Source organism: Shigella sp. FC1661 (assembly GCF_001712525.1).
Taxonomy (GTDB): domain Bacteria; phylum Pseudomonadota; class Gammaproteobacteria; order Enterobacterales; family Enterobacteriaceae; genus Escherichia; species Escherichia coli.
In genome coordinates, this window is the sequence record NZ_MDGW01000155.1 from 13,468 (window position 1) to 34,033 (window position 20,566).

The 20,566-nt window shown below is 35.0% G+C and carries 22 protein-coding genes and 1 pseudogene; 10 read left to right on the forward strand and 13 right to left on the reverse strand.

Features of this window, described 5'->3' with window-relative positions:
- Positions 1 to 65: 65 nt before the first annotated feature.
- From mxiM (BFF42_RS10455) to BFF42_RS10505, 11 genes are read right to left on the reverse strand one after another with little or no spacing between them, the layout of a single operon-like run.
- Entirely contained in the window at positions 66 to 494 is a 429-nt protein-coding gene (gene mxiM, locus BFF42_RS10455) for a type III secretion system pilotin MxiM (protein WP_001346200.1), read from the reverse strand.
- Positions 478 to 885: a type III secretion system protein MxiM gene (gene mxiM, locus BFF42_RS10460; RefSeq protein WP_000609862.1), complete on the reverse strand. Its 408-nt coding sequence runs from the start codon at positions 883 to 885 to the stop codon at positions 478 to 480. The genes mxiM (BFF42_RS10455) and mxiM (BFF42_RS10460) overlap by 17 nt, the downstream gene beginning before the upstream one ends.
- Positions 878 to 1,573, reverse strand: coding sequence for an Mxi-Spa type III secretion system linker protein MxiN (mxiN, locus tag BFF42_RS10465; RefSeq protein WP_039058916.1), 696 nt, complete (start codon positions 1,571 to 1,573; stop codon positions 878 to 880). The genes mxiM (BFF42_RS10460) and mxiN overlap by 8 nt, the downstream gene beginning before the upstream one ends.
- A complete protein-coding gene (locus tag BFF42_RS10470; RefSeq protein ID WP_000620627.1) occupies positions 1,515 to 2,042 on the reverse strand; it encodes a type III secretion apparatus protein OrgA/MxiK in 528 nt (175 codons plus the stop codon). The genes mxiN and BFF42_RS10470 overlap by 59 nt, the downstream gene beginning before the upstream one ends.
- The gene (mxiJ, locus tag BFF42_RS10475; RefSeq protein WP_000621941.1) at positions 2,039 to 2,764 is read right to left on the reverse strand and encodes a SctJ family type III secretion inner membrane ring lipoprotein Mxi; all 726 of its coding nucleotides are present in this window, start codon (positions 2,762 to 2,764) and stop codon (positions 2,039 to 2,041) included. Before mxiJ ends, BFF42_RS10470 begins: the two co-directional genes overlap by 4 nt.
- A gap of 5 nt (positions 2,765 to 2,769) precedes the next feature.
- The gene (mxiI, locus tag BFF42_RS10480) at positions 2,770 to 3,063 is read right to left on the reverse strand and encodes a type III secretion system inner rod protein MxiI (protein ID WP_001106823.1); all 294 of its coding nucleotides are present in this window, start codon (positions 3,061 to 3,063) and stop codon (positions 2,770 to 2,772) included.
- A gap of 12 nt (positions 3,064 to 3,075) precedes the next feature.
- Positions 3,076 to 3,327: a type III secretion system needle complex protein gene (locus BFF42_RS10485; RefSeq protein WP_012421721.1), complete on the reverse strand. Its 252-nt coding sequence runs from the start codon at positions 3,325 to 3,327 to the stop codon at positions 3,076 to 3,078.
- A 7-nt stretch (positions 3,328 to 3,334) separates the two neighbouring features.
- Positions 3,335 to 4,450, reverse strand: a complete 1,116-nt coding sequence (mxiG, locus tag BFF42_RS10490; protein WP_001287350.1) for a type III secretion system protein MxiG — start codon at positions 4,448 to 4,450, stop codon at positions 3,335 to 3,337.
- Between the two features lie 8 nt (positions 4,451 to 4,458).
- Positions 4,459 to 4,917 carry a type III secretion system lytic transglycosylase IpgF gene (gene ipgF, locus BFF42_RS10495; protein ID WP_000086106.1) on the reverse strand — a complete coding sequence of 153 codons (459 nt, stop codon included), beginning with the start codon at positions 4,915 to 4,917 and terminating at the stop codon, positions 4,459 to 4,461.
- Positions 4,917 to 5,279 (reverse strand): type III secretion system chaperone IpgE, encoded by a 363-nt coding sequence (gene ipgE / locus BFF42_RS10500; protein ID WP_000389733.1) that lies wholly within the window; start codon positions 5,277 to 5,279, stop codon positions 4,917 to 4,919. The genes ipgF and ipgE overlap by 1 nt, the downstream gene beginning before the upstream one ends.
- 9 nt (positions 5,280 to 5,288) lie before the next feature.
- Positions 5,289 to 6,905, reverse strand: a complete 1,617-nt coding sequence (locus BFF42_RS10505; RefSeq protein ID WP_000548328.1) for a type III secretion system effector inositol phosphate phosphatase — start codon at positions 6,903 to 6,905, stop codon at positions 5,289 to 5,291.
- 313 nt (positions 6,906 to 7,218) lie between these two features.
- Between BFF42_RS10505 and icsB the strand changes: the two genes are divergently transcribed.
- From icsB to virB, 10 genes are all read left to right on the forward strand, one after another.
- Complete coding sequence (gene icsB, locus BFF42_RS10510; RefSeq protein WP_039058913.1) at positions 7,219 to 8,703, forward strand: type III secretion system effector IcsB; 1,485 nt, start codon at positions 7,219 to 7,221, stop codon at positions 8,701 to 8,703.
- A 12-nt stretch (positions 8,704 to 8,715) separates the two neighbouring features.
- A complete protein-coding gene (gene ipgA, locus BFF42_RS10515) occupies positions 8,716 to 9,105 on the forward strand; it encodes a type III secretion system chaperone IpgA (protein ID WP_010921664.1) in 390 nt (129 codons plus the stop codon).
- 15 nt (positions 9,106 to 9,120) lie between these two features.
- Positions 9,121 to 9,747: a type III secretion effector IpgB1 gene (gene ipgB1 / locus BFF42_RS10520; protein WP_001166515.1), complete on the forward strand. Its 627-nt coding sequence runs from the start codon at positions 9,121 to 9,123 to the stop codon at positions 9,745 to 9,747.
- Positions 9,748 to 9,804: 57 nt separating this feature from the next.
- On the forward strand, positions 9,805 to 10,272 hold the full coding sequence (gene ipgC / locus BFF42_RS10525; protein ID WP_000055835.1) for a SycD/LcrH family type III secretion system chaperone IpgC: 468 nt from the start codon (positions 9,805 to 9,807) through the stop codon (positions 10,270 to 10,272).
- A gap of 5 nt (positions 10,273 to 10,277) precedes the next feature.
- A complete protein-coding gene (gene ipaB / locus BFF42_RS10530) occupies positions 10,278 to 12,020 on the forward strand; it encodes a type III secretion system translocon subunit IpaB (protein ID WP_039059957.1) in 1,743 nt (580 codons plus the stop codon).
- Positions 11,983 to 13,131: a T3SS translocon subunit IpaC gene (gene ipaC / locus BFF42_RS10535; protein ID WP_073692773.1), complete on the forward strand. Its 1,149-nt coding sequence runs from the start codon at positions 11,983 to 11,985 to the stop codon at positions 13,129 to 13,131. Before ipaB ends, ipaC begins: the two co-directional genes overlap by 38 nt.
- A gap of 50 nt (positions 13,132 to 13,181) precedes the next feature.
- Positions 13,182 to 14,180: a type III secretion system needle tip complex protein IpaD gene (ipaD, locus tag BFF42_RS10540; protein ID WP_001028030.1), complete on the forward strand. Its 999-nt coding sequence runs from the start codon at positions 13,182 to 13,184 to the stop codon at positions 14,178 to 14,180.
- Between the two features lie 8 nt (positions 14,181 to 14,188).
- Positions 14,189 to 16,090, forward strand: a complete 1,902-nt coding sequence (ipaA, locus tag BFF42_RS10545; protein WP_012421748.1) for a T3SS effector invasin IpaA — start codon at positions 14,189 to 14,191, stop codon at positions 16,088 to 16,090.
- A gap of 3 nt (positions 16,091 to 16,093) precedes the next feature.
- Positions 16,094 to 16,330: a phosphopantetheine-binding protein gene (locus BFF42_RS10550; protein ID WP_000588812.1), complete on the forward strand. Its 237-nt coding sequence runs from the start codon at positions 16,094 to 16,096 to the stop codon at positions 16,328 to 16,330.
- A gap of 216 nt (positions 16,331 to 16,546) precedes the next feature.
- On the forward strand, positions 16,547 to 17,476 hold the full coding sequence (gene virB / locus BFF42_RS10555; protein WP_000227976.1) for a virulence regulon transcriptional activator VirB: 930 nt from the start codon (positions 16,547 to 16,549) through the stop codon (positions 17,474 to 17,476).
- Between the two features lie 945 nt (positions 17,477 to 18,421).
- Here virB and ipaJ read toward each other — a convergent pair.
- On the reverse strand, positions 18,422 to 19,201 hold the full coding sequence (ipaJ, locus tag BFF42_RS10560) for a type III secretion system effector cysteine protease IpaJ (RefSeq protein WP_005059304.1): 780 nt from the start codon (positions 19,199 to 19,201) through the stop codon (positions 18,422 to 18,424).
- A 196-nt stretch (positions 19,202 to 19,397) separates the two neighbouring features.
- A pseudogene (locus BFF42_RS27675) lies at positions 19,398 to 20,207 on the reverse strand (transposase).
- Positions 20,208 to 20,566: the final 359 nt, after the last annotated feature.

Genomic DNA, 20,566 nt, shown 5'->3' on the forward strand with positions numbered 1-20,566 from the left:
GTCCACTAGAGTAAATGTAAAACATATTACTTGTATTTAGACCTTTATATTTACTCACAATACAATTATATCCCTCGAATTAATTTTAATTTAACTTCCCCATCCTTCTCTATAAGGATGGTATCATTTATCTTATTACCTTTTAAAACAACCCCGTCTTTCAGCATAGAAAATAGTTTATCTATAGCTATCTTTTGTGCATCCATGAAGCATCCATCTACTTCCTTAACATTAAAGTTGCCCATGAATTTACCTGCATTAAAACTATAAACCGCCTTACCACTAATACATTTAGAGTAAACATTTATACTTTTATTGGTTGTATTAAACGACCATAATAAATCATTTGGAATAGAAAAATAATCCTTACTTACAGGAACAATATGCCATTCTTTTTCAGAATTAGATGATGACTTTAAAGCACACCCACTCAGTGTTAATAGCAATATACTTAAAATAAATATTTTCAACTTATTACTACCATGTCGAATCATCTGCCTCTCTCCCTGCTTCAAAGACACTAATTAATGAATCGAAGGTTGTAGTCTTAATATAGAAATCAATATTGTTATATATGGACAATGATGCATAAAATCCCTCATGCAAATCGACATATTGATTTGCATCTATGAGTTTATTAAGAAGTGAACTTTTTTGTGCAGCTGTAAGATAAGGAAAACGTGAATTGAATAATTGTTCAATCTTATTGTGCAGTTCATCATTATCTATGGAATTTAATTCACTCTGTGAGAAATATTGCATTATTTCATAGATTATATCCTCATCAAATGATTGCGAAGATGATAATCTCTCATTTAAATTAACAAATTCTTCACTATTTAATCTTTGCTGCAGAGCATTGCTTGCATTTATTTGATTAATCATTAACAGGATTCTCTTTTAACAAGTCTTCTGCAATTTGTCTCAGTTTCTCATGTGCTAACTCTTTGAAATATTTTTTATCATTTTTTGTTAATTTTTCCGCAAGTTCTATTTTAACACCTGATATTACATCCTGAGGACTAAACTCCACTACTTGATTACCACTACAGAATATATAATTATTCCCTTCAGAATATTTTAAAATAATCTTGACATCTGAGCGATATTTATGGAGATCAAGTTCTAACTTTTTCCTCAGTGCTAAATTACACTTGGGCAAAACCACTTTTAATTCTGTTACTGTATTACGCAACGAACTAAGCCACTGCTCCAATAAAGTGCTAATGATCCTCTCATCATGTAAATTTTCTGAAAGCAAACTAGTTATATAGTCCTCAATATTTCTTCTGTTTTCATTTTGCTTTAACTTCCATTCACAAATATAGTCAATAATATGCTCAAAAGCAGTCTGTATACCAATTTGATAACCATCGCATACAGCATCTATACGCAGTGATTCAGCTTTTTTCGTAGCATCCTTTATAATACAAATTGCTTTCTTCTTACTCTCAGTGTCTCTATCTTTTATGGTTTTACATAATTCCTTTTCAATTCTCTTTATAACAACACCATCATAGGCATGATGTCTGGATACCGGTAAAGTGCCTTTTTGCATATTGCATACCTTCATTTAATCGGGACAAATTTCTTTCTACAGGCGTATAATTTCCCTCCAAAGCAATTGGATTAAATAATAAGTTTATTCTTTCATATATACCAACAGATATATTTTCCTTCCACGCAATAAGATGCCAAAAACCACTTCGAATAGCGGCCTCCCCTTGCTTACTGATTTTGCCCCCATAATAACTAATAACCATCTCACTATGATTAATTAACCGAGACTCTTGACTACCGATAAAATAAGCAACAGCTGGAAGTAAATTCCAGTTGGCAACAAACATAGCGGTTACCCCGCTTAAAGGTTCAATATCGCAATTTAGATCATATTTATTAATTATGAGATTATTAATCTCACTTCTGATTACGCCATTTTCTAACAGTTCAGAAGGCAAATTCAACCGATTTCTATTTATATAGAACGCTGGATCAAAAATTATTGAAAGATATTTTTTATAAATTCCATCCATTCTTATCATATTTTGTTTCTCTTGAACCACCCTGTTTTGAATGCCCATACCAAAAGAATGACAACTAGTACAGCCATCCCGAGAAATACATATATTACTTCATTTGTTAAAAATTCCGATTTAATTTCCTTAACAGGTTGTACATTTGTATAAACATATTCTTCTTTCGGAGTTAATATGACAGATATATTTTCATACTTAACATCAGAAAAGGTGTTTTTCAAAAATCGCTTAATATTACTAACTAATAGTTCAGACTCTTTCGGTGAGTCATATATAGCGATTACTGATATATGCATCGGTTTTGAAGATATATTTTTTTCTTCAAGATCATAGCTAACATGTATTTTTGCCGAAATAACACCACCAATAGAAACTAAAGACTGTTCCAGCCGTTGCTCAATAGCACTATATAAACGGGCCTTTTCAGCTCTTGGAGAAGACACTAATGAATCTGTAGGAAACATTTGTGAGATATCAACTCTCTCCGGATTTGGCAAATCGTACATGCGCATCAAATCAACTGCCGATGCAAATGTCCCCTTTTCGACTTGTACCGAGATCCCCTGTTTACCTCCATCAACTTTTCTAGCAGTAATATTATGGCGTTCTAGCACAGATATTATTTCATTTGCCTGTCTTTGAGATAAATTAGAAATTAACTCTTCACGTTGCTCACATCCAATCAACATCAGCAACAAGAATAAAATAAAACCTTTATACCTAATCATATAAATTAAGACTTTAATAAAGTTTCAACAGCCGAAACTGTTTTTCTTGCTAACGTGCCAGCTAATGATACTCCTATTGAATAATTTGAGAGCGTCGTCTGTAACTTGGCCAAAGATTCTGGGTTTAATGATTCTGGATTGCTTACCATCTCCATTATTTGTGATACTTGAATATCTGTATCCATCTTAATATCACTATATTTAGCCGACACGACGTCTTCCAGGCTTGATATCTCTTGAGATTGAAAATCACTGGCTTTGATAATATCAACCTGATTGACTGGATAAATGTAATTCATGAATGCTCCCTATTATCTGAAGTTTTGAATAATTGCAGCATCAACATCCTTAATCACTTTCACAGTATTAGATTGCGCGTTCCTATATAATGTATATTCAGATAATTTACTTTGGTATTCAGCCAGCAACTGTGGATTCGAAGGATTTTCAGCTAATGCATTTAGTGCCGATGTTAGTTGCCTTTGTAATGTTTGAGTTCCATCATCAAAAGTTTCAGATAATGAACTCAGAGTCCAATCTTTATTCGGTACTGTAACACTCATTTTATCCTCACTTATTTTTATCTAAAAAAAACCAGTGTTTATCATTCAACATTACATAACTGTCTTTGCTGTTAAGATATGATTTACCTTTAAAATCATCATCTATCAAAAGTACAGAAAACTCAATATACTGATCTCCATATACATTTTTATAATCAGAAATCAGTCTATTAATGAGCTCAAGCTTTTCATCTGTCAGTTCTTCTCTGACAGAATATGTAACTTTATTAGTTTCACAAATCTCTTTATACTGGACATTTACCTTTGTGAAAATACCTTTAGCATCCTCCCTTGCATTATGATCGCTAAGATAGTTGAATTTAATATTTTTGATATACGGAAATTCAACTATCAGAGCATTTTTCAATTTCTCAAGTTCGGTATCTTTTGAACTATTTCTTTCTTTACTTAAAAATACCAGTAATTCCGCTTTATCACTCACTAAATTCAACACATACAAATTGATATATGGGAATCGTTGATTGATATATTGTTGAATTCTATTTATTTCTTTGTTGGACACCAGAATATATCTGCATTTGGTAAATCCGGTTTTATTTAAGGCTACAGATGCCCATACCGCATCATTTTGTGTTTCGGCAAGAATATAATTGCACTGTTCTGTGTTGACTATTCCATATCTCTTATCATCTATAATTTCAGCAATTTCTTTTACTTCATCTTTCTTTAAAGAGAGGGAAAAAATTATAATTAACACAACAATAACAGCAAAGAAAAAAAACACCGAGGGTTTATTATACATTCCGTTTAGTATATGAACTCTCGATTTATCCTCCATCATATTTTTAAGTTGAAAAGAAACTCCGTCATATTCAAATGAGTTAAATTGTGAATTGATATCAATTTGTTCACCTTTTTCATCACTAAATTGACAGATATTATCTTTACTTATGGCCAAATAAATTATACCATCCGATTTACTATCTGTTACTGGAATAATATTTTCTGGGAAATTATCGTTTCCAAACTCAAGTGTTTCTATCGTCCGTCCGAGAACAATTAAGTTATTCCCATAATATAACGGAAACTCATCCCCGACACCGTTTGTGAGTTTCACTAATAACCTGAATGGTGCAAGATTTGAGTTCTTTGCCTCAGACATAAATCCTCTTATATCCTTCGATTATTCTGCTTGCTCTCTGCTGCTATCCGCAAATAGCGTTTATAGATATCCTCTGCGTACTTTAATCTTTCTTTTTTCTTTTTCGGAGATGTTCCTGCATTATAGGCACCAACAGCCTCCCACCCTCTTCCATACATCAGCATAAACTCATTTAATAACTTTGCTGCATAATGTACAGAAAGACATGGATGACTAATTAGCATTTCCTCAGTATATCCCATTTCTCTAAGTCTTTTAGAATGAAAGTCATTTATTTGCATTATACCATAATCTTTACTTCCATTGTTATTAACATTGACTGCAAATTTATTAAATCCGGATTCTTTTTCCGCAATCGCTTTTAACAAACTCGATGGAATGTTGTACCTTTCACCAGCCTTATCCCAACAATCAGCTCTCCCTAAATATGGGATAAAACACAGAAAAATAAATACGAAACGGGACATTAATACCCCTTCATTCTTCGCGCAAATTCATCCTTCAGCCAACGCACACGCGAAATATAATATTCTGTATTAACATATATATCCTCGAATTCATTTATCCCGGTAAGATCTAATCGCGCAATTAGACTTCCACCTTCATCATCAGTAGCTAAACATATCTTTTCTGAGTAATTTAGGCTCAACGCATATATAAGATCATTTATATTTTCAGGCAATGCACAAAAAGGGCATAATAAATTTATTGAATCTCCTTCTTTTTCAATATATATTAACACATCATCATCAAGCATGATTGCTTGATCATCGGTATCAATTGAAGGGATACCCAAGGCTCGGCAAATAACATCTGCTAAATCTTCCATATATTCCTCTTATACAAATGACGAATACCCTTTCACCATATTCCATATTTTGGGGTCCCCTATTCTTTCAGCATAAGACAGCTCTAACGAAGATAGCGGTAATTTTTTCATAACTTTATTTCCAGGCACACCAGTATTCATCTCTTGGATTTCCATATTACCACTATTCATTAGAATAGTAGAAAATAATCTTTTCTCTTCTGAGGATAATTTACTATTTAATTGAGAAAACTGCCCTGTTTCATGTTTTCTTATTATTTCTCTTTTAATTTCAGCATCCTGCATACCTGTTCTGTCCTTCCCACTCTTACAATTCCAGCAAGGTACAGCACCTATAGTATAAGCCAATAGAGCCATTCTTTGTGACAATTTATACGGCTCTCCATTATCATTTTTTTGTAACTTCTTGTTTACAATCTCTTTTATCTGGTTAGCCAGATATATCACATCATTCTTACATGGTGGATTTTTTTCTATAGCTTCTGCAGCCCAACCTCCAATCACACCATTTTTGAGGAAATTATCCCCCAACAAAGAACATATTGATTCACCATTAAGCTTGTCAACATTCCTCCAGCCTAAGCCCATTTTTAGCGCTAATTCATTTACACCAAAGTTAAATGTCACCACTTTTAGATTAACCTTTACTTCTTGCAGAAGACCATCACTATTCCGAATTAATAATTTCGTTGGTTCCCCCCTTTTAGAGTTTAACCCTTTTAATGCCTTTACCTGATCTTTTAACATACTCTCCTCTCCCCCAGTTAAACTGGTCGGCGTCAGAAGAGAAGTCGAAACAATCTTTAAATCTACTGTTTTACCAGACAAAGCCTGTGATAATAATTCTTGTCTGCTATATAATGCTGCGCTTGCTAACTCCTCAGCTTTATTACGAGCTGCAACAGCTCTTTCAGATGAGTTTTTTTTCAATCCATAGGCTGATATAACTCCATGTCTGATACCCGAAAAAATTTCCTTCCCCTCGTCATCCACCACTTTTGAAAGCCACATATTCGCAATATGCTCACTCTCTCTCGTAGAAGCACAACAAATTCCTTTTCCATTATACTCTTTGACAAATATATTTTTATTCCCTATCTTCATATGAGAGGCGGGTGTTAATTGAAAACCATAATTTTTCCCATGATAATTAATATTTTTGTTGATCGGTTCCCAATTCTTATTATTTAAATAATTAGTAAATATTTGTTTTATTTCCGATTGCAATTCCTTTTTATTTTTAATGCCTAGCTGTGCTCCTATCTCTTCACTTATTACTTTATTAAGCTCATTAATATTTCTTTTATCAACTTCACCAAGTTTATAGGTATCTAATTGTTCCATCATGGCTTTAATTTTTGACGTATCACCACCTGCCAACTTTATTGCCTCGTAAAAAACTGCAGCTCTGTCACGCGCAAACAAAAGGCCTTTCCCTGTTAAGCTTGTTTGGTTCTGTAAATATAATCGATTAAGCGCTTCGACCCCCTTATTTCTCTCTCCATTTTTAACTCTTTGATATGAAATCACGCTTACACCTTTTTGGTTTCCGGTTTCTTCTGCGCCTTTATAGGAATCTCCGCTTTGAAATGAAACCTGATGCAATCCCAAATTAGTTATGTGCATTTAATTATCCTCAGTCATAAATGGGGCATTGATTGCAGTTTTGTACCTCGTTTTACAACAAAAAAGATACTTATTCAACAGGGTTCTCTCTTTTTCTATAACACTCCGAGCCTGATATATCAGACACTTTAACTTGTGGGATTTCATGATGAAACCAGCACTACATATGCTCACGAGGTACATATTATATACAGCAAAAGAAAATTTGATTATGTTAACAGGCTCAAGTTTCTAAATTTATTAATTGAATATATTATATATCAAATACATTTTACATCCCCACAATCACCACGTAATGGAGAGTTAATAAAGTATGATTCTCAAAATTAGCAATTTCATTGACGCAAGCAATACAAAAGGGCCTATACGCGTTGAAGATACAGAGCATGGACCTATATTGGTAGCACAGAAATTCAACCTAAAGGATCTCTTTTTCAGAACATTAAGCACTATTAATGCAAAGATAAATTCACAGATATTAAATGAACAACTAAAAAATTATCGACTAGCGAATCAAAAATCCTTATTGCTTTTCCTCAAGACATTAGCTAGCGAAAAATCTGCAGAAAGTGCGTTTGCCGCCTATGAAGCAGTCAAAAATTCAATTCAACATTCTTTTACAGGTAAAGACATCAAATTAATGTTGAATACCGCAGAGAGTTTTCATGGCATCGGTACAGCCAAAAATCTTGAAAGACATTTAGTGTTTCGTTGCTGGGGAAATAGAGGCATAACCCATTTAGGGCATACCAGTATCAGTATAAAAAACAATTTACTACAGGAACCAACTCATACCTATCTCAGCTGGTATCCCGGCGGGAATGTTACAAAAGATACAGAAATAAACTACCTTTTTGAAAAACGCTCAGGTTACAGTGTCGATACCTATAAACAAGACAAACTAAATATGATTTCAGACCAAACAGCCGAAAGACTTGATGCAGGCCAAGAGGTTAGAAACTTATTAAATTCAAAACAAGATCAAAATAACAACAAAAAAATATTTTTTCCCAGAGCTAATCAAAAAAAAGACCCCTATGGTTATTGGGGGGTCAGTGCTGATAAAGTATACATTCCATTATCAGGTGATAATAAAACAAAGGATGGTAAAATCAGCTATAACCTTTTTGGCCTTGATGAAACAAACATGTCAAAATTTATATGCCAAAAGAAAGCAGATGCTTTCAGACAATTGGCAAATTATAAATTAATCAGTAAATCTGAAAACTGTGCTGGTATGGCACTTAATGTTCTTAAAGCAGGAAATTCTGAAATATACTTTCCACTCCCTGACGTTAAATTGGTTGCTACACCTAACAATGTATACGCGTATGCAAATAAAGTTAGGCAACGCATTGAAAGTCTCAATCAGTCTTATAACGAGATAATGAAGTATATTGAATCTGATTTTGATCTTTCCAGATTGACTCAATTACGACGTAGCTATCTTAAAAGTTTCAATAAAATTAACCTTATCCACACCCCAAAAACATTCAAGCCTTTATCAATTTCACTTTACAAACATCCTACTGAAAATGTATCTTCAGAAGACTTTGATGCGGTCATCAACGCTTGCCACTCATACTTAGTAAAATCAGCACCCAGCAATATGTCTCGTGTATTAAACGAATTAAAAATCGGAGCAACAGATAAAAAAGAAGAAATTATCGAAAAGTCAATAAAAACTATTGATTATTACAATTCTCTTAAATCGCCAGATCTTGGAACCAAACTTTACATTCACGACTTATTACAGGTCAATAAGCTTTTATTGAATAACTCTCATTCTAATATATAGAAGGCCATAGAAATGTGTCGCAAACTATATGATAAACTTTATGAAATAACAGGTGCAAAGCTTGATTTTAACGATAAAAATCAAGCCTTTATATTGCTCGAAGAACAAATACCTGTTTGTATAACAGATAATGATGAATACATCTTTTTGACCGGACTTCTTAATGAACATGAACTTTTTACAGAAAATATTATTAATCCAGAACACATACTCATCCTTAACTACTCTTTGAGTAGAGATTATGGTTCTTCTATCTGTCTTCTCCCTGATACTCATCAATGTGTTTTGACCAAGAAACACTACAAAAAATATCTTTCACCTGATGAACTCATTGAATCTTTGTACGAATTTTTATTTTGTATTAAACTAACCATTGCAAACATCACTTCAGAAGTGAACTAACATATAGGGGGTATCATGCAAATTCTAAACAAAATACTTCCACAGGTTGAATTCGCGATTCCTCGCCCATCATTTGATTCGTTAAGTCACAATAAGCTTGTAAAGAAAATATTATCTGTTTTTAACTTAAAACAACGCTTTCCTCAGAAGAATTTTGGATGCCCGGTGAATATAAATAAAATCAGGGACAGCGTCATAGACAAAATAAAAGATAGTAATTCGGGGAATCAACTATTTTGTTGGATGAGCCAAGAGCGAACCTCTTATGTCTCTTCAATGATAAACAGAAGTATAGATGAAATGGCCATACACAATGGAGTTGTTTTGACCTCAGATAACAAAAAAAACATATTTGCAGCTATTGAAAAAAAATTCCCGGATATAAAACTTGATGAAAAATCAGCACAAACATCTATCAGTCATACAGCACTAAACGAGATTGCCTCATCTGGCCTCAGAGCAAAGATTTTAAAACGTTATAGCAGTGACATGGATTTGTTTAACACACAAATGAAGGATCTTACAAATCTAGTATCCAGTTCCGTCTACGATAAAATATTTAATGAATCAACAAAAGTTTTACAAATAGAAATAAGCGCAGAGGTTCTAAAGGCTGTATACCGTCAAAGCAATACAAATTAAATCTGTTTATATTAAATTTTATACTTATTAAAGTAATGCAGACAAAAAGGAGACCTTATGTCTTTAAATATCACTGAAAATGAAAGCATCTCTACTGCAGTAATTGATGCAATTAACTCTGGCGCTACACTGAAAGATATTAATGCAATTCCTGATGATATGATGGATGACATTTATTCATATGCTTATGACTTTTACAACAAAGGAAGAATAGAGGAAGCTGAAGTTTTCTTCAGATTTTTATGTATATACGACTTTTACAATGTAGACTACATTATGGGACTCGCAGCTATTTATCAGATAAAAGAACAGTTCCAACAAGCAGCAGACCTTTATGCTGTCGCTTTTGCATTAGGAAAAAATGACTATACACCGGTATTCCATACTGGACAATGCCAGCTTCGGTTGAAAGCCCCCTTGAAAGCCAAAGAGTGCTTCGAACTCGTAATTCAACACAGCAATGATGAAAAATTAAAAATAAAAGCACAATCATACTTAGACGCAATTCAGGATATCAAGGAGTAATTATTATGCATAATGTAAGCACCACAAACACTGGTTTGCCTCTTGCCAAAATATTGGCTTCCACTGAGCTTGGAGACAATACTATCCAGGCTGCAAATGATGCAGCTAACAAATTATTTTCTCTTACAATTGCTGATCTTACTGCTAACAAAAATATTAATACAACTAATGCACACTCAACTTCGAATATATTAATCCCTGAACTTAAAGCACCAAAGTCATTAAATGCAAGTTCCCAACTAACGCTTTTAATTGGAAACCTTATTCAAATACTCGGTGAAAAATCTTTAACTGCATTAACAAATAAAATTACTGCCTGGAAGTCCCAGCAACAGGCAAGACAGCAAAAAAACCTAGAATTCTCCGATAAAATTAATACTCTTCTATCTGAAACTGAAGGACTAACCAGAGACTATGAAAAACAAATTAATAAACTAAAAAACGCAGATTCTAAAATAAAAGACCTAGAAAATAAAATTAACCAAATTCAAACAAGATTATCCGAACTCGACCCAGATTCACCAGAAAATAAAAAATTAAGACGGGAAGAAATACAACTCACTATCAAAAAAGACGCAGCAGTTAAAGACAGGACATTGATTGAGCAGAAAACCCTGTCAATTCATAGCAAACTTACAGATAAATCAATGCAACTCGAAAAAGAAATAGACTCTTTTTCTGCATTTTCAAACACAGCATCTGCTGAACAGCTATCAACCCAGCAGAAATCATTAACCGGACTTGCCAGTGTTACTCAATTGATGGCAACCTTTATTCAACTAGTTGGAAAAAATAATGAAGAATCTTTAAAAAATGATCTGGCTCTATTCCAGTCTCTCCAAGAATCAAGAAAAACTGAAATGGAGAGAAAATCTGATGAGTATGCTGCTGAAGTACGTAAAGCAGAAGAACTCAACAGAGTAATGGGTTGTGTTGGGAAAATACTTGGGGCACTTTTAACTATCGTTAGTGTTGTTGCAGCAGCTTTTTCTGGAGGAGCATCTCTAGCACTGGCAGCTGTTGGTTTAGCTCTTATGGTTACGGATGCTATAGTACAAGCAGCGACCGGCAATTCCTTCATGGAACAAGCCCTGAATCCGATCATGAAAGCAGTCATTGAACCCTTAATCAAACTCCTTTCAGATGCATTTACAAAAATGCTCGAAGGCTTGGGCGTCGACTCGAAAAAAGCCAAAATGATTGGCTCTATTCTGGGGGCAATCGCAGGCGCTCTTGTCTTGGTTGCAGCAGTCGTTCTCGTAGCCACTGTTGGTAAACAGGCAGCAGCAAAACTTGCAGAGAATATTGGCAAAATAATAGGTAAAACCCTCACAGACCTTATACCAAAGTTTCTCAAGAATTTTTCTTCTCAACTGGACGATTTAATCACTAATGCTGTTGCCAGATTAAATAAATTTCTTGGTGCAGCGGGTGATGAAGTAATATCCAAACAAATTATTTCCACCCATTTAAACCAAGCAGTTTTATTAGGAGAAAGTGTTAACTCTGCCACACAAGCGGGAGGAAATGTCGCTTCTGCTGTTTTCCAAAACAACGCGTCGAAAAATCTAGCAGACCTGACATTATCGAAATATCAAGTTGAACAACTGTCAAAATACATCGGTGACGCAATAGAAAAATTCGGCCAATTGCAGGAAGTAATTGCAGAGCTGTTAGCCTCAATGTCCAACTCTCAGGCTAATAGAACTGATGTTGCAAAAGCAATTTTGCAACAAACTACTGCTTGATACAAATAAGGAGAATGTTATGGAAATTCAAAACACAAAATCAGCCTCGATTTTATATACAGATATATCCACAAAACAAACTCAAAGTTCTTCCGAAACACAAAAATCACAAAATTATCAGCAGTTAGCAGCACATATTCCACTTAATGTCGGTAAAAATCCCGTATTAACAACTACATTAAATGATGATCAACTTTTGAAGTTATCAGAGCAGGTTCAGCATGATTCAGAAATCATTGCTCGCCTTACTGACAAAAAGATGAAAGATCTTTCAGAAATGAGTCACACAATTACTCCAGAGAACACCCTGGATATTTCCAGTCTTTCTTCTAATGCTGTTTCTTTAATTATTAGTGTAGCCGTTCTACTTTCTGCTCTCCGCACTGCAGAAACTAGATTGGGCTCTCAATTGTCATTGATTGCGTTCGATGCTACAAAATCAGCTGCAGAGAACATTGTTCGGCAAGGCCTAGCAGCCCTATCATCAAGCATTACTGGAGCGGTCACACAAGTAGGTATAACGGGTATCGGTGCCAAAAAAACGCATTCAGGGATAAGCGAACAAAAAGGAGCCTTAAGAAAGAACCTTGCCACTGCTCAATCTCTTGAAAAAGAGCTTGCAGGTTCTAAATTAGGGTTAAATAAACAAATAGATACAAATATCACCTCACCACAAACTAACTCTAGCACAAAAATTTTAGGTAAAAATAAACTGGCACCAGATAATATATCCCTGTCAACTGAACATAAAACTTCTCTTAGTTCTCCCGATATTTCTTTGCAGGATAAAATTGACACCCAGAGAAGAGCTTACGAGCTCAATACCCTTTCTGCTCAGCAAAAACAAAACATTGGCCGTGCAACAATGGAGACATCAGCCGTTGCTGGTAATATATCCACATCAGGAGGGCGTTATACATCTGCTCTTGAAGAAGAAGAACAACTAATCAGTCAGGCCAGCAGTAAACAAGCAGAGGAAGCATCCCAAGTATCTAAAGAAGCATCCCAAGCGACAAATCAATTAATACAAAAATTATTGAATATAATTGACAACATCAACCAATCAAGGAATTCTACAGCCAGTCAGATTGCTGGTAACATTCGAGCTTAATATATCCAAGAGCCATAATAATATATGGCTCTTCCTATAAGGAAATAACCATGAATATAACAACTCTGACTAATAGTATTTCCACCTCATCATTCAGCCCAAACAATACCAACGGTTCATCAACCGAAACAGTTAATTCTGATATAAAAACAACGACCAGTTCTCATCCTGTAAGTTCCCTTACTATGCTCAACGACACCCTTCATAATATCAGAACAACAAATCAGGCATTAAAGAAAGATCTCTCACAAAAAACGTTGACTAAAACATCGCTAGAAGAAATAGCATTACATTCATCTCAGATTAGCATGGATGTAAACAAATCCGCTCAACTATTGGATATTCTTTCCAAGAAAGAATATCCAATTAATAAAGACGCAAGAGAATTATTACATTCAGCCCCGAAAGAAGCCGAGCTTGATGGATATGAAATGATATCTCACAGAGAACTGTGGGATAAAATTGCAAAGTCAATCAATAATATTAATGAACAGTATCTGAAAGTATATGAACATGCCGTTAGTTCATATACTCAAATGTATCAAGATTTTAGCGCTGTTCTTTCCAGTCTTGCCGGCTGGATCTCTCCCGGAGGTAACGACGGAAACTCCGTGAAATTACAAGTCAAATCGCTTAAAGACGAATTGACAAAGCTCAAGGAAAAATATAAAGATAAACCGCTATATCCAGCAAATAATACTGTTAGTAAGGAACAAGCAAATAAATGGCTTACAGAATTAGGTGGAACAATCGGCGAGGTATCTGAAAAAAACGGGGGATATGTTGTCAATATAAACATGACCCCAATAGACAATATGTTAAAAAGCTTAGATAATCTAGGTGGAAATGGCGAGGTTGTGCTAGATAATGCAAAATATCAGGCATGGAATGCCGGATTCTCTGCCGAAGATGAAACAATGAAAAATAATCTTCAAACTTTAGTTCAAAAATACAGTAATGCCAATAGTATTTTTGATAATTTAGTAAAGGTTTTGAGTAGTACAATAAGCTCATGTACAGATACAGATAAACTTTTTCTCCATTTCTGAGGTGCGCCATGCATAATGTAAATAATACTCAAGCGCCAACATTCTTATATAAGGCAACTTCACCATCATCAACAGAATACAGCGAGTTAAAAAGCAAAATATCCGATATCCATAGTTCGCAAACTTCTCTAAAAACACCAGCATCAGTGTCTGAAAAAGAAAACTTTGCAACGTCTTTTAATCAGAAATGTCTTGATTTTTTATTTTCTTCCTCAGGGAAAGAAGATGTGTTAAGAAGCATTTATTCCAACTCAATGAATGCGTATGCCAAAAGCGAGATTCTCGAATTTTCAAATGTTTTGTACTCCTTAGTACATCAAAATGGTCTTAATTTTGAAAACGAAAAGGGACTTCAAAAAATTGTCGCACAGTATTCGGAACTAATTATAAAAGATAAATTATCCCAAGATTCTGCCTTTGGACCATGGTCGGCAAAGAATAAGAAACTCCATCAATTACGACAAAACATTGAGCACAGACTTGCACTATTAGCACAACAACACACATCTGGTGAAGCTTTATCATTGGGACAAAAACTCCTCAATACTGAAGTATCATCATTTATCAAGAATAATATTCTTGCTGAATTAAAGTTAAGTAATGAAACTGTTTCATCTCTCAAACTAGATGATTTAGTTGACGCACAGGCAAAACTTGCCTTTGATAGTTTGCGCAATCAACGTAAAAATACTATTGATAGTAAAGGATTTGGTATAGGTAAACTGTCAAGAGACTTAAATACAGTAGCCGTGTTTCCTGAGCTGTTGAGAAAAGTCCTTAATGATATTTTAGAAGATATAAAAGATTCGCATCCTATCCAAGATGGCCTCCCTACACCTCCCGAAGATATGCCAGATGGCGGACCAACCCCCGGAGCCAATGAGAAAACATCCCAACCTGTAATTCACTATCATATAAATAATGATAATAGAACTTACGATAATAGAGTTTTTGACAACAGAGTATATGACAATAGCTATCACGAGAACCCAGAAAATGATGCACAGTCTCCTACTTCTCAGACAAACGATCTATTATCCCGTAACGGAAACTCATTACTAAATCCACAAAGAGCACTAGTTCAAAAAGTAACTTCCGTTCTACCACACTCTATATCAGATACTGTCCAGACATTTGCAAATAATTCAGCTTTAGAAAAGGTTTTCAACCATACTCCAGATAATTCGGATGGAATAGGTTCAGACCTGTTAACTACGAGTAGTCAAGAAAGATCTACAAATAACTCTCTTTCTCGGGGACACAGGCCTCTGAACATACAGAACTCTTCAACCACCCCCCCTCTCCACCCGGAAGGAGTGACAAGCAGTAATGATAACTCATCAGATACAACTAAAAGTAGCGCTTCTCTTTCTCATAGAGTAGCTTCGCAAATCAATAAATTCAACTCAAACACTGATTCAAAAGTACTTCAGACTGATTTTTTATCAAGAAATGGAGACACATATTTAACACGGGAAACGATATTTGAAGCTTCAAAAAAAGTAACAAACTCCCTAAGTAATCTTATATCTCTCATTGGAACTAAATCAGGAACACAAGAACGAGAGTTACAGGAAAAATCAAAGGACATTACAAAATCCACAACAGAACACAGAATAAACAACAAATTAAAAGTTACAGATGCAAATACAATAAACTACGTAACAGAAACCAACGCAGATACAATTGATAAAAATCATGCGATCTATGAAAAGGCAAAAGAAGTATCTAGCGCCCTCAGCAAGGTATTGTCAAAAATTGACGATACCTCTGCAGAATTACTTACAGATGATATATCTGATTTAAAAAATAACAATGATATTACAGCTGAAAACAATAATATATATAAAGCAGCAAAAGATGTAACCACTTCCCTATCAAAAGTATTAAAGAATATCAATAAGGATTAAAATATGATAAAAGAAAAAATATTATCAATAGTGGCCTTTTGCTATGGTATAGCGTACAGCAAACTATCTGAAGAAACTAAATTTATTGAAGATCTTTCTGCCGATTCTCTTTCTCTGATTGAAATGCTGGATATGATTAGTTTTGAGTTCAATCTACGTATAGATGAATCTGCATTAGAACACATTATTACTATTGGAGATCTTATTTCTGTAGTCAAAAATAGTACAAAATCAATATAGTAATTGATAAGCATTTTTTCATCTATGGAGCTCTCACATCAGAGCTCCACAAGAATATTATTCTTTTATCCAATAAAGATAAATTGCATCAATCCAGCTATTAAAATAGTAATTTTTAAGACTACCGTTGACTATCATCAACAGTTACATACAATCTTGCTCACACTGCATTTAACTTTTGTCAATATAAATCAATATGAATAAACAGGGTGTGATATGGTGGATTTGTGCAACGACTTGTTAAGTATAAAGGAAGGCCAAAAGAAAGAGTTTACACTCCATTCTGGTAATAAAGTTTCCTTTATCAAAGCTAAGATTCCTCATAAAAGGATCCAAGATTTAACCTTCGTCAACCAAAAAACGAATGTACGCGATCAAGAATCCCTAACAGAAGAATCATTAGCCGATATCATAAAAACTATAAAGCTACAACAATTCTTCCCTGTAATAGGAAGGGAGATTGATGGTAGAATTGAAATTCTGGATGGCACTCGTAGAAGAGCATCTGCAATATATGCAGGAGCAGATCTTGAAGTTCTATATTCAAAAGAATATATATCTACTCTTGATGCCAGAAAACTAGCAAACGATATACAAACAGCAAAAGAGCATAGCATCCGAGAACTTGGTATTGGTCTTAATTTTCTGAAAGTATCAGGGATGTCCTATAAAGACATAGCCAAAAAAGAGAATCTGTCTCGCGCGAAAGTCACTCGTGCCTTTCAGGCAGCAAGCGTTCCTCAGGAAATAATATCTCTATTTCCAATCGCGTCAGAACTTAACTTTAATGACTACAAGATATTATTCAATTATTATAAAGGACTTGAAAAGGCTAATGAATCTCTTAGTTCTACACTACCAATATTAAAGGAAGAAATAAAAGACCTTGATACAAATTTGCCCCCGGACATATATAAAAAAGAAATTTTAAACATCATAAAGAAAAGCAAAAACAGAAAGCAAAACCCTTCGCTAAAAGTTGACTCGTTATTTATTTCTAAAGACAAACGGACTTACATAAAAAGAAAAGAGAATAAAACAAACAGAACTCTAATATTTACATTATCTAAAATAAACAAAACAGTTCAGAGAGAAATAGATGAAGCTATTCGGGATATAATTTCTCGCCATCTATCGTCTTCATAAACATCGAACACTGATGTAAACTGCCCAATTCAGATAATAAAAATCTTCGTTGAACTTGACTTTCAGCCGGTGGGGTAATTCCGTCGGCTATCTGTTATTCAATCCCCACGCACTGTGTTTCCTTAAAATTACGGTGAAAACTCATACCCTGCTGACCACGAGAACATTATCTGGTGAAATTAGTAATATTCATATCATTGAAAATGAATTGTGCAACTAAGGGATGCGGCATGATGGTCAAAATTTTATGTGAAGATGAGTGACTGGCCGAAAATATTCAGCGTATTTTTAATCGTTTCAATAAAAACAGCGAGGATTAGCAGTCAACGCTTTTACTACTCAATTTTTTTACATGGTGATAAACAAAAAATTCACCATTAACAGACTTCGTTCACAGTATCAAAAAAGCTTTAAGAATATATTAGCAGATTTCTCAAATATAATTACTGTTTTATTCTCCTAATCTTCCCATAAAATGACCGACTTACATTATTTTATAATTATAAACAAGTTTGATTTTAAAATCATGTTAATTATTAACAAGAGATTTATTTTTCTACCCCCAAAAGTTATGCTTAGTCAAAGAGTAACTTATAATATCCATACCCCTCATAGGGCTTACAGTTTAAATTGCGGGTATAAAATACATCTATTTTCAAATAAAATAAAGCATACTCCAATTACAACGAGTGACTAAAATAAAAATATCATCCAAGTCAATCACTGTTTGCTCTGCAAAATATGCCAGCCTTCTCAAACTTACCAGCACTTAAATATTTAAGCACTCAATCATTCCTTGAGGGAGTTCACTTATTTCAAGAGAAACATTTCGTCTTCCCACACAACTAATCCGCCCAATATAGCTAAATTTGTACTCAGTAATATCATTTGTTATGCCCCCCGCCCCAAAATATTCAAGCTCCTTCACAGATAAAAAACGACAATTTACAAAGCCTCATTAGTTATAACTATGGAAATACCTATTTTAGTATATCCTATAAAGTTAGAATTACTTCTTCTTGCACCTAATTCCATAGTTGAAAAACAAGAATAATTTTCTCCTACAGCTGGATCCATATAGCTTCCATCAGGTCTACACAACACCCAGTGGAGGCCGACAGGAACTCCAATAAAGGATACAGCAACAGCTTCCAAAACTCTTTGGTTAGAAGATAACACATCTCGTTGATGTACTATATTACATCCCATGCCAATTAATAAGTCCCTTGCATCGGGATAAATAAAACTAATTACTTGCGAAAAAATGTTACTTTCTTCAACGACATAAGCATTCAATCCAAGAAGCCTCGTAGCCATGACTATCTTATCAGGCATAGAATAACCGGCATCCGCGATATTATCTTTGTGTATTCTCGGATTATAATTACCACTAGTTATTAAGTATAAATCCCGCTCACAACGATTATCCAAATCAAGAGAACTCTTCCTTGTCATTTCGGACATAGACCCTTTGTATTGTGGTATTTTATCAACCCCTAATTCCTTTGCGGCACAGAGTAAACTGGCAGCTCCACAAGAATTGTCATACATCTGCTTCCTCGCCAAAAAACAACCTTGTTCGTTTACTCTATTCTCATTTACCCTCACATCAGTCTGATGAGATATCATATATTCTCTTGGTATAGCCCCCTGCAATAAAACCCCATATAACATAACACCTGTATGAATACATCCCCGTTTGCAAGGCTTCCGTTGTTCCGACATCGACGAGTAATTGCAGCACAGTATTGCATCCAGCAATGCGAACTACTATGAGAATTAGCTGACCGGGTCCTTATTCCCCGAACGAACTTTAAATCCAAAACCTCATACTCTTTTCCGTCGTCATCACGTCCGTCACCATAACAACCTTTCAGCATCCACCCTTTTATTAAGAGTTAATGTCCATCAGCATCAGCAATTAATACCGCCTGATACTGACATATTTTTGTCGTATTTACGTCCATAATCGGTTATTGTGATACAGGTCACACCAGCTTATTTGCTATTGTTACAATAACCACCTTGGTTGAGAGCTGTTTTTTCAACTTTGTTATCAACTCCCCCAACTCCTTGGTCAGTAAGGCTGCCGACCGAGCACAGTGAATAGATAGTATCCGCAGGTACCACCATGCTTACTTAATACTCAGAAGGCGAAGTGCTCTCCAATTAACTCTGCCGCACTATGCTTATAAGCTGCTTTTCAATGCCGTCTATCAACATGTCCAGTTCATTCAATCTGTTGTACTGGTAATCCAACGCAGTAATGATATATGCAGGTATTCTTTCATCCACTCCAGTAACGTTTCATGCAAAGCATTAATTTACGCGCTACGGAACTTCACCAGTTGACTGAGCAAACGATGTGGGACCAGTACTACCTGCAGTTCTTCTATTGTTACAGCGATTTCTTTACCAAACAGCTGAACCACCATCAAGATAAAGATAGCCTGAACATTCATCGCACCATTTTGTTACCAATGGCAAAAGATTTAACGAACCGTGCCTGCATCAGGCGGACTTTTTATCCCTGCTTTGTTAGCTCCCTAACCTTGTACAGAGGGCCTCCATAAGCTCCCATATCAAGCAGACATGGTTCGCAGTTACTGACATACACCAGAAAACTCTGACAGCAGACTCACTTATCCTCCACTTCACTCATATCCTTATTGGTGAGATGAACCTGAATGACATGTTTTGCGACATAAACGCCAACCAGTGTATATTTCACCTGTAGAGATTCTACAATCTGTAGCGTTATGCATCTAATGTTAGGCTCTATGATGTCAGAAATCTGCGAGACTCTACACCTTCTGCATTTACCTTTATTTATCACCATGCTCCTCAGTTAACGGAGAACGTGTTCATTGCATTTTGTCACTTACATTTCGCCTTTGGTATCGGGGGGATATAGGTTCCAACGTTCCGCATGAGAACCTGAACCGGCTTCACGCCACCTTGATACCAGATGCCGCACAGGCAGTCAACAAGTGTCACGAACGGTGCAATAGTGATCCACACCCAACGCCTGAAATCAGATCCAGGGGGTAATCTGCTCTCCTGATTCAGGAGAGCTTATGGTCACTTTTG

Bases quoted from the DNA above. Each gene is read 5' to 3' on its own strand.
- mxiM (WP_001346200.1), bottom strand. From the start codon at position 494: ATGATTCGACATGGTAGTAATAAGTTGAAAATATTTATTTTAAGTATA.
- mxiM (WP_000609862.1), bottom strand. From the start codon at position 885: ATGATTAATCAAATAAATGCAAGCAATGCTCTGCAGCAAAGATTAAAT.
- mxiN (WP_039058916.1), bottom strand. From the start codon at position 1,573: ATGAAGGTATGCAATATGCAAAAAGGCACTTTACCGGTATCCAGACAT.
- BFF42_RS10470 (WP_000620627.1), bottom strand. From the start codon at position 2,042: ATGATAAGAATGGATGGAATTTATAAAAAATATCTTTCAATAATTTTT.
- mxiJ (WP_000621941.1), bottom strand. From the start codon at position 2,764: ATGATTAGGTATAAAGGTTTTATTTTATTCTTGTTGCTGATGTTGATT.
- mxiI (WP_001106823.1), bottom strand. From the start codon at position 3,063: ATGAATTACATTTATCCAGTCAATCAGGTTGATATTATCAAAGCCAGT.
- BFF42_RS10485 (WP_012421721.1), bottom strand. From the start codon at position 3,327: ATGAGTGTTACAGTACCGAATAAAGATTGGACTCTGAGTTCATTATCT.
- mxiG (WP_001287350.1), bottom strand. From the start codon at position 4,450: ATGTCTGAGGCAAAGAACTCAAATCTTGCACCATTCAGGTTATTAGTG.
- ipgF (WP_000086106.1), bottom strand. From the start codon at position 4,917: ATGTCCCGTTTCGTATTTATTTTTCTGTGTTTTATCCCATATTTAGGG.
- ipgE (WP_000389733.1), bottom strand. From the start codon at position 5,279: ATGGAAGATTTAGCAGATGTTATTTGCCGAGCCTTGGGTATCCCTTCA.
- BFF42_RS10505 (WP_000548328.1), bottom strand. From the start codon at position 6,905: ATGCACATAACTAATTTGGGATTGCATCAGGTTTCATTTCAAAGCGGA.
- icsB (WP_039058913.1), top strand. From the start codon at position 7,219: ATGATTCTCAAAATTAGCAATTTCATTGACGCAAGCAATACAAAAGGG.
- ipgA (WP_010921664.1), top strand. From the start codon at position 8,716: ATGTGTCGCAAACTATATGATAAACTTTATGAAATAACAGGTGCAAAG.
- ipgB1 (WP_001166515.1), top strand. From the start codon at position 9,121: ATGCAAATTCTAAACAAAATACTTCCACAGGTTGAATTCGCGATTCCT.
- ipgC (WP_000055835.1), top strand. From the start codon at position 9,805: ATGTCTTTAAATATCACTGAAAATGAAAGCATCTCTACTGCAGTAATT.
- ipaB (WP_039059957.1), top strand. From the start codon at position 10,278: ATGCATAATGTAAGCACCACAAACACTGGTTTGCCTCTTGCCAAAATA.
- ipaC (WP_073692773.1), top strand. From the start codon at position 11,983: ATGTTGCAAAAGCAATTTTGCAACAAACTACTGCTTGATACAAATAAG.
- ipaD (WP_001028030.1), top strand. From the start codon at position 13,182: ATGAATATAACAACTCTGACTAATAGTATTTCCACCTCATCATTCAGC.
- ipaA (WP_012421748.1), top strand. From the start codon at position 14,189: ATGCATAATGTAAATAATACTCAAGCGCCAACATTCTTATATAAGGCA.
- BFF42_RS10550 (WP_000588812.1), top strand. From the start codon at position 16,094: ATGATAAAAGAAAAAATATTATCAATAGTGGCCTTTTGCTATGGTATA.
- virB (WP_000227976.1), top strand. From the start codon at position 16,547: ATGGTGGATTTGTGCAACGACTTGTTAAGTATAAAGGAAGGCCAAAAG.
- ipaJ (WP_005059304.1), bottom strand. From the start codon at position 19,201: ATGTCGGAACAACGGAAGCCTTGCAAACGGGGATGTATTCATACAGGT.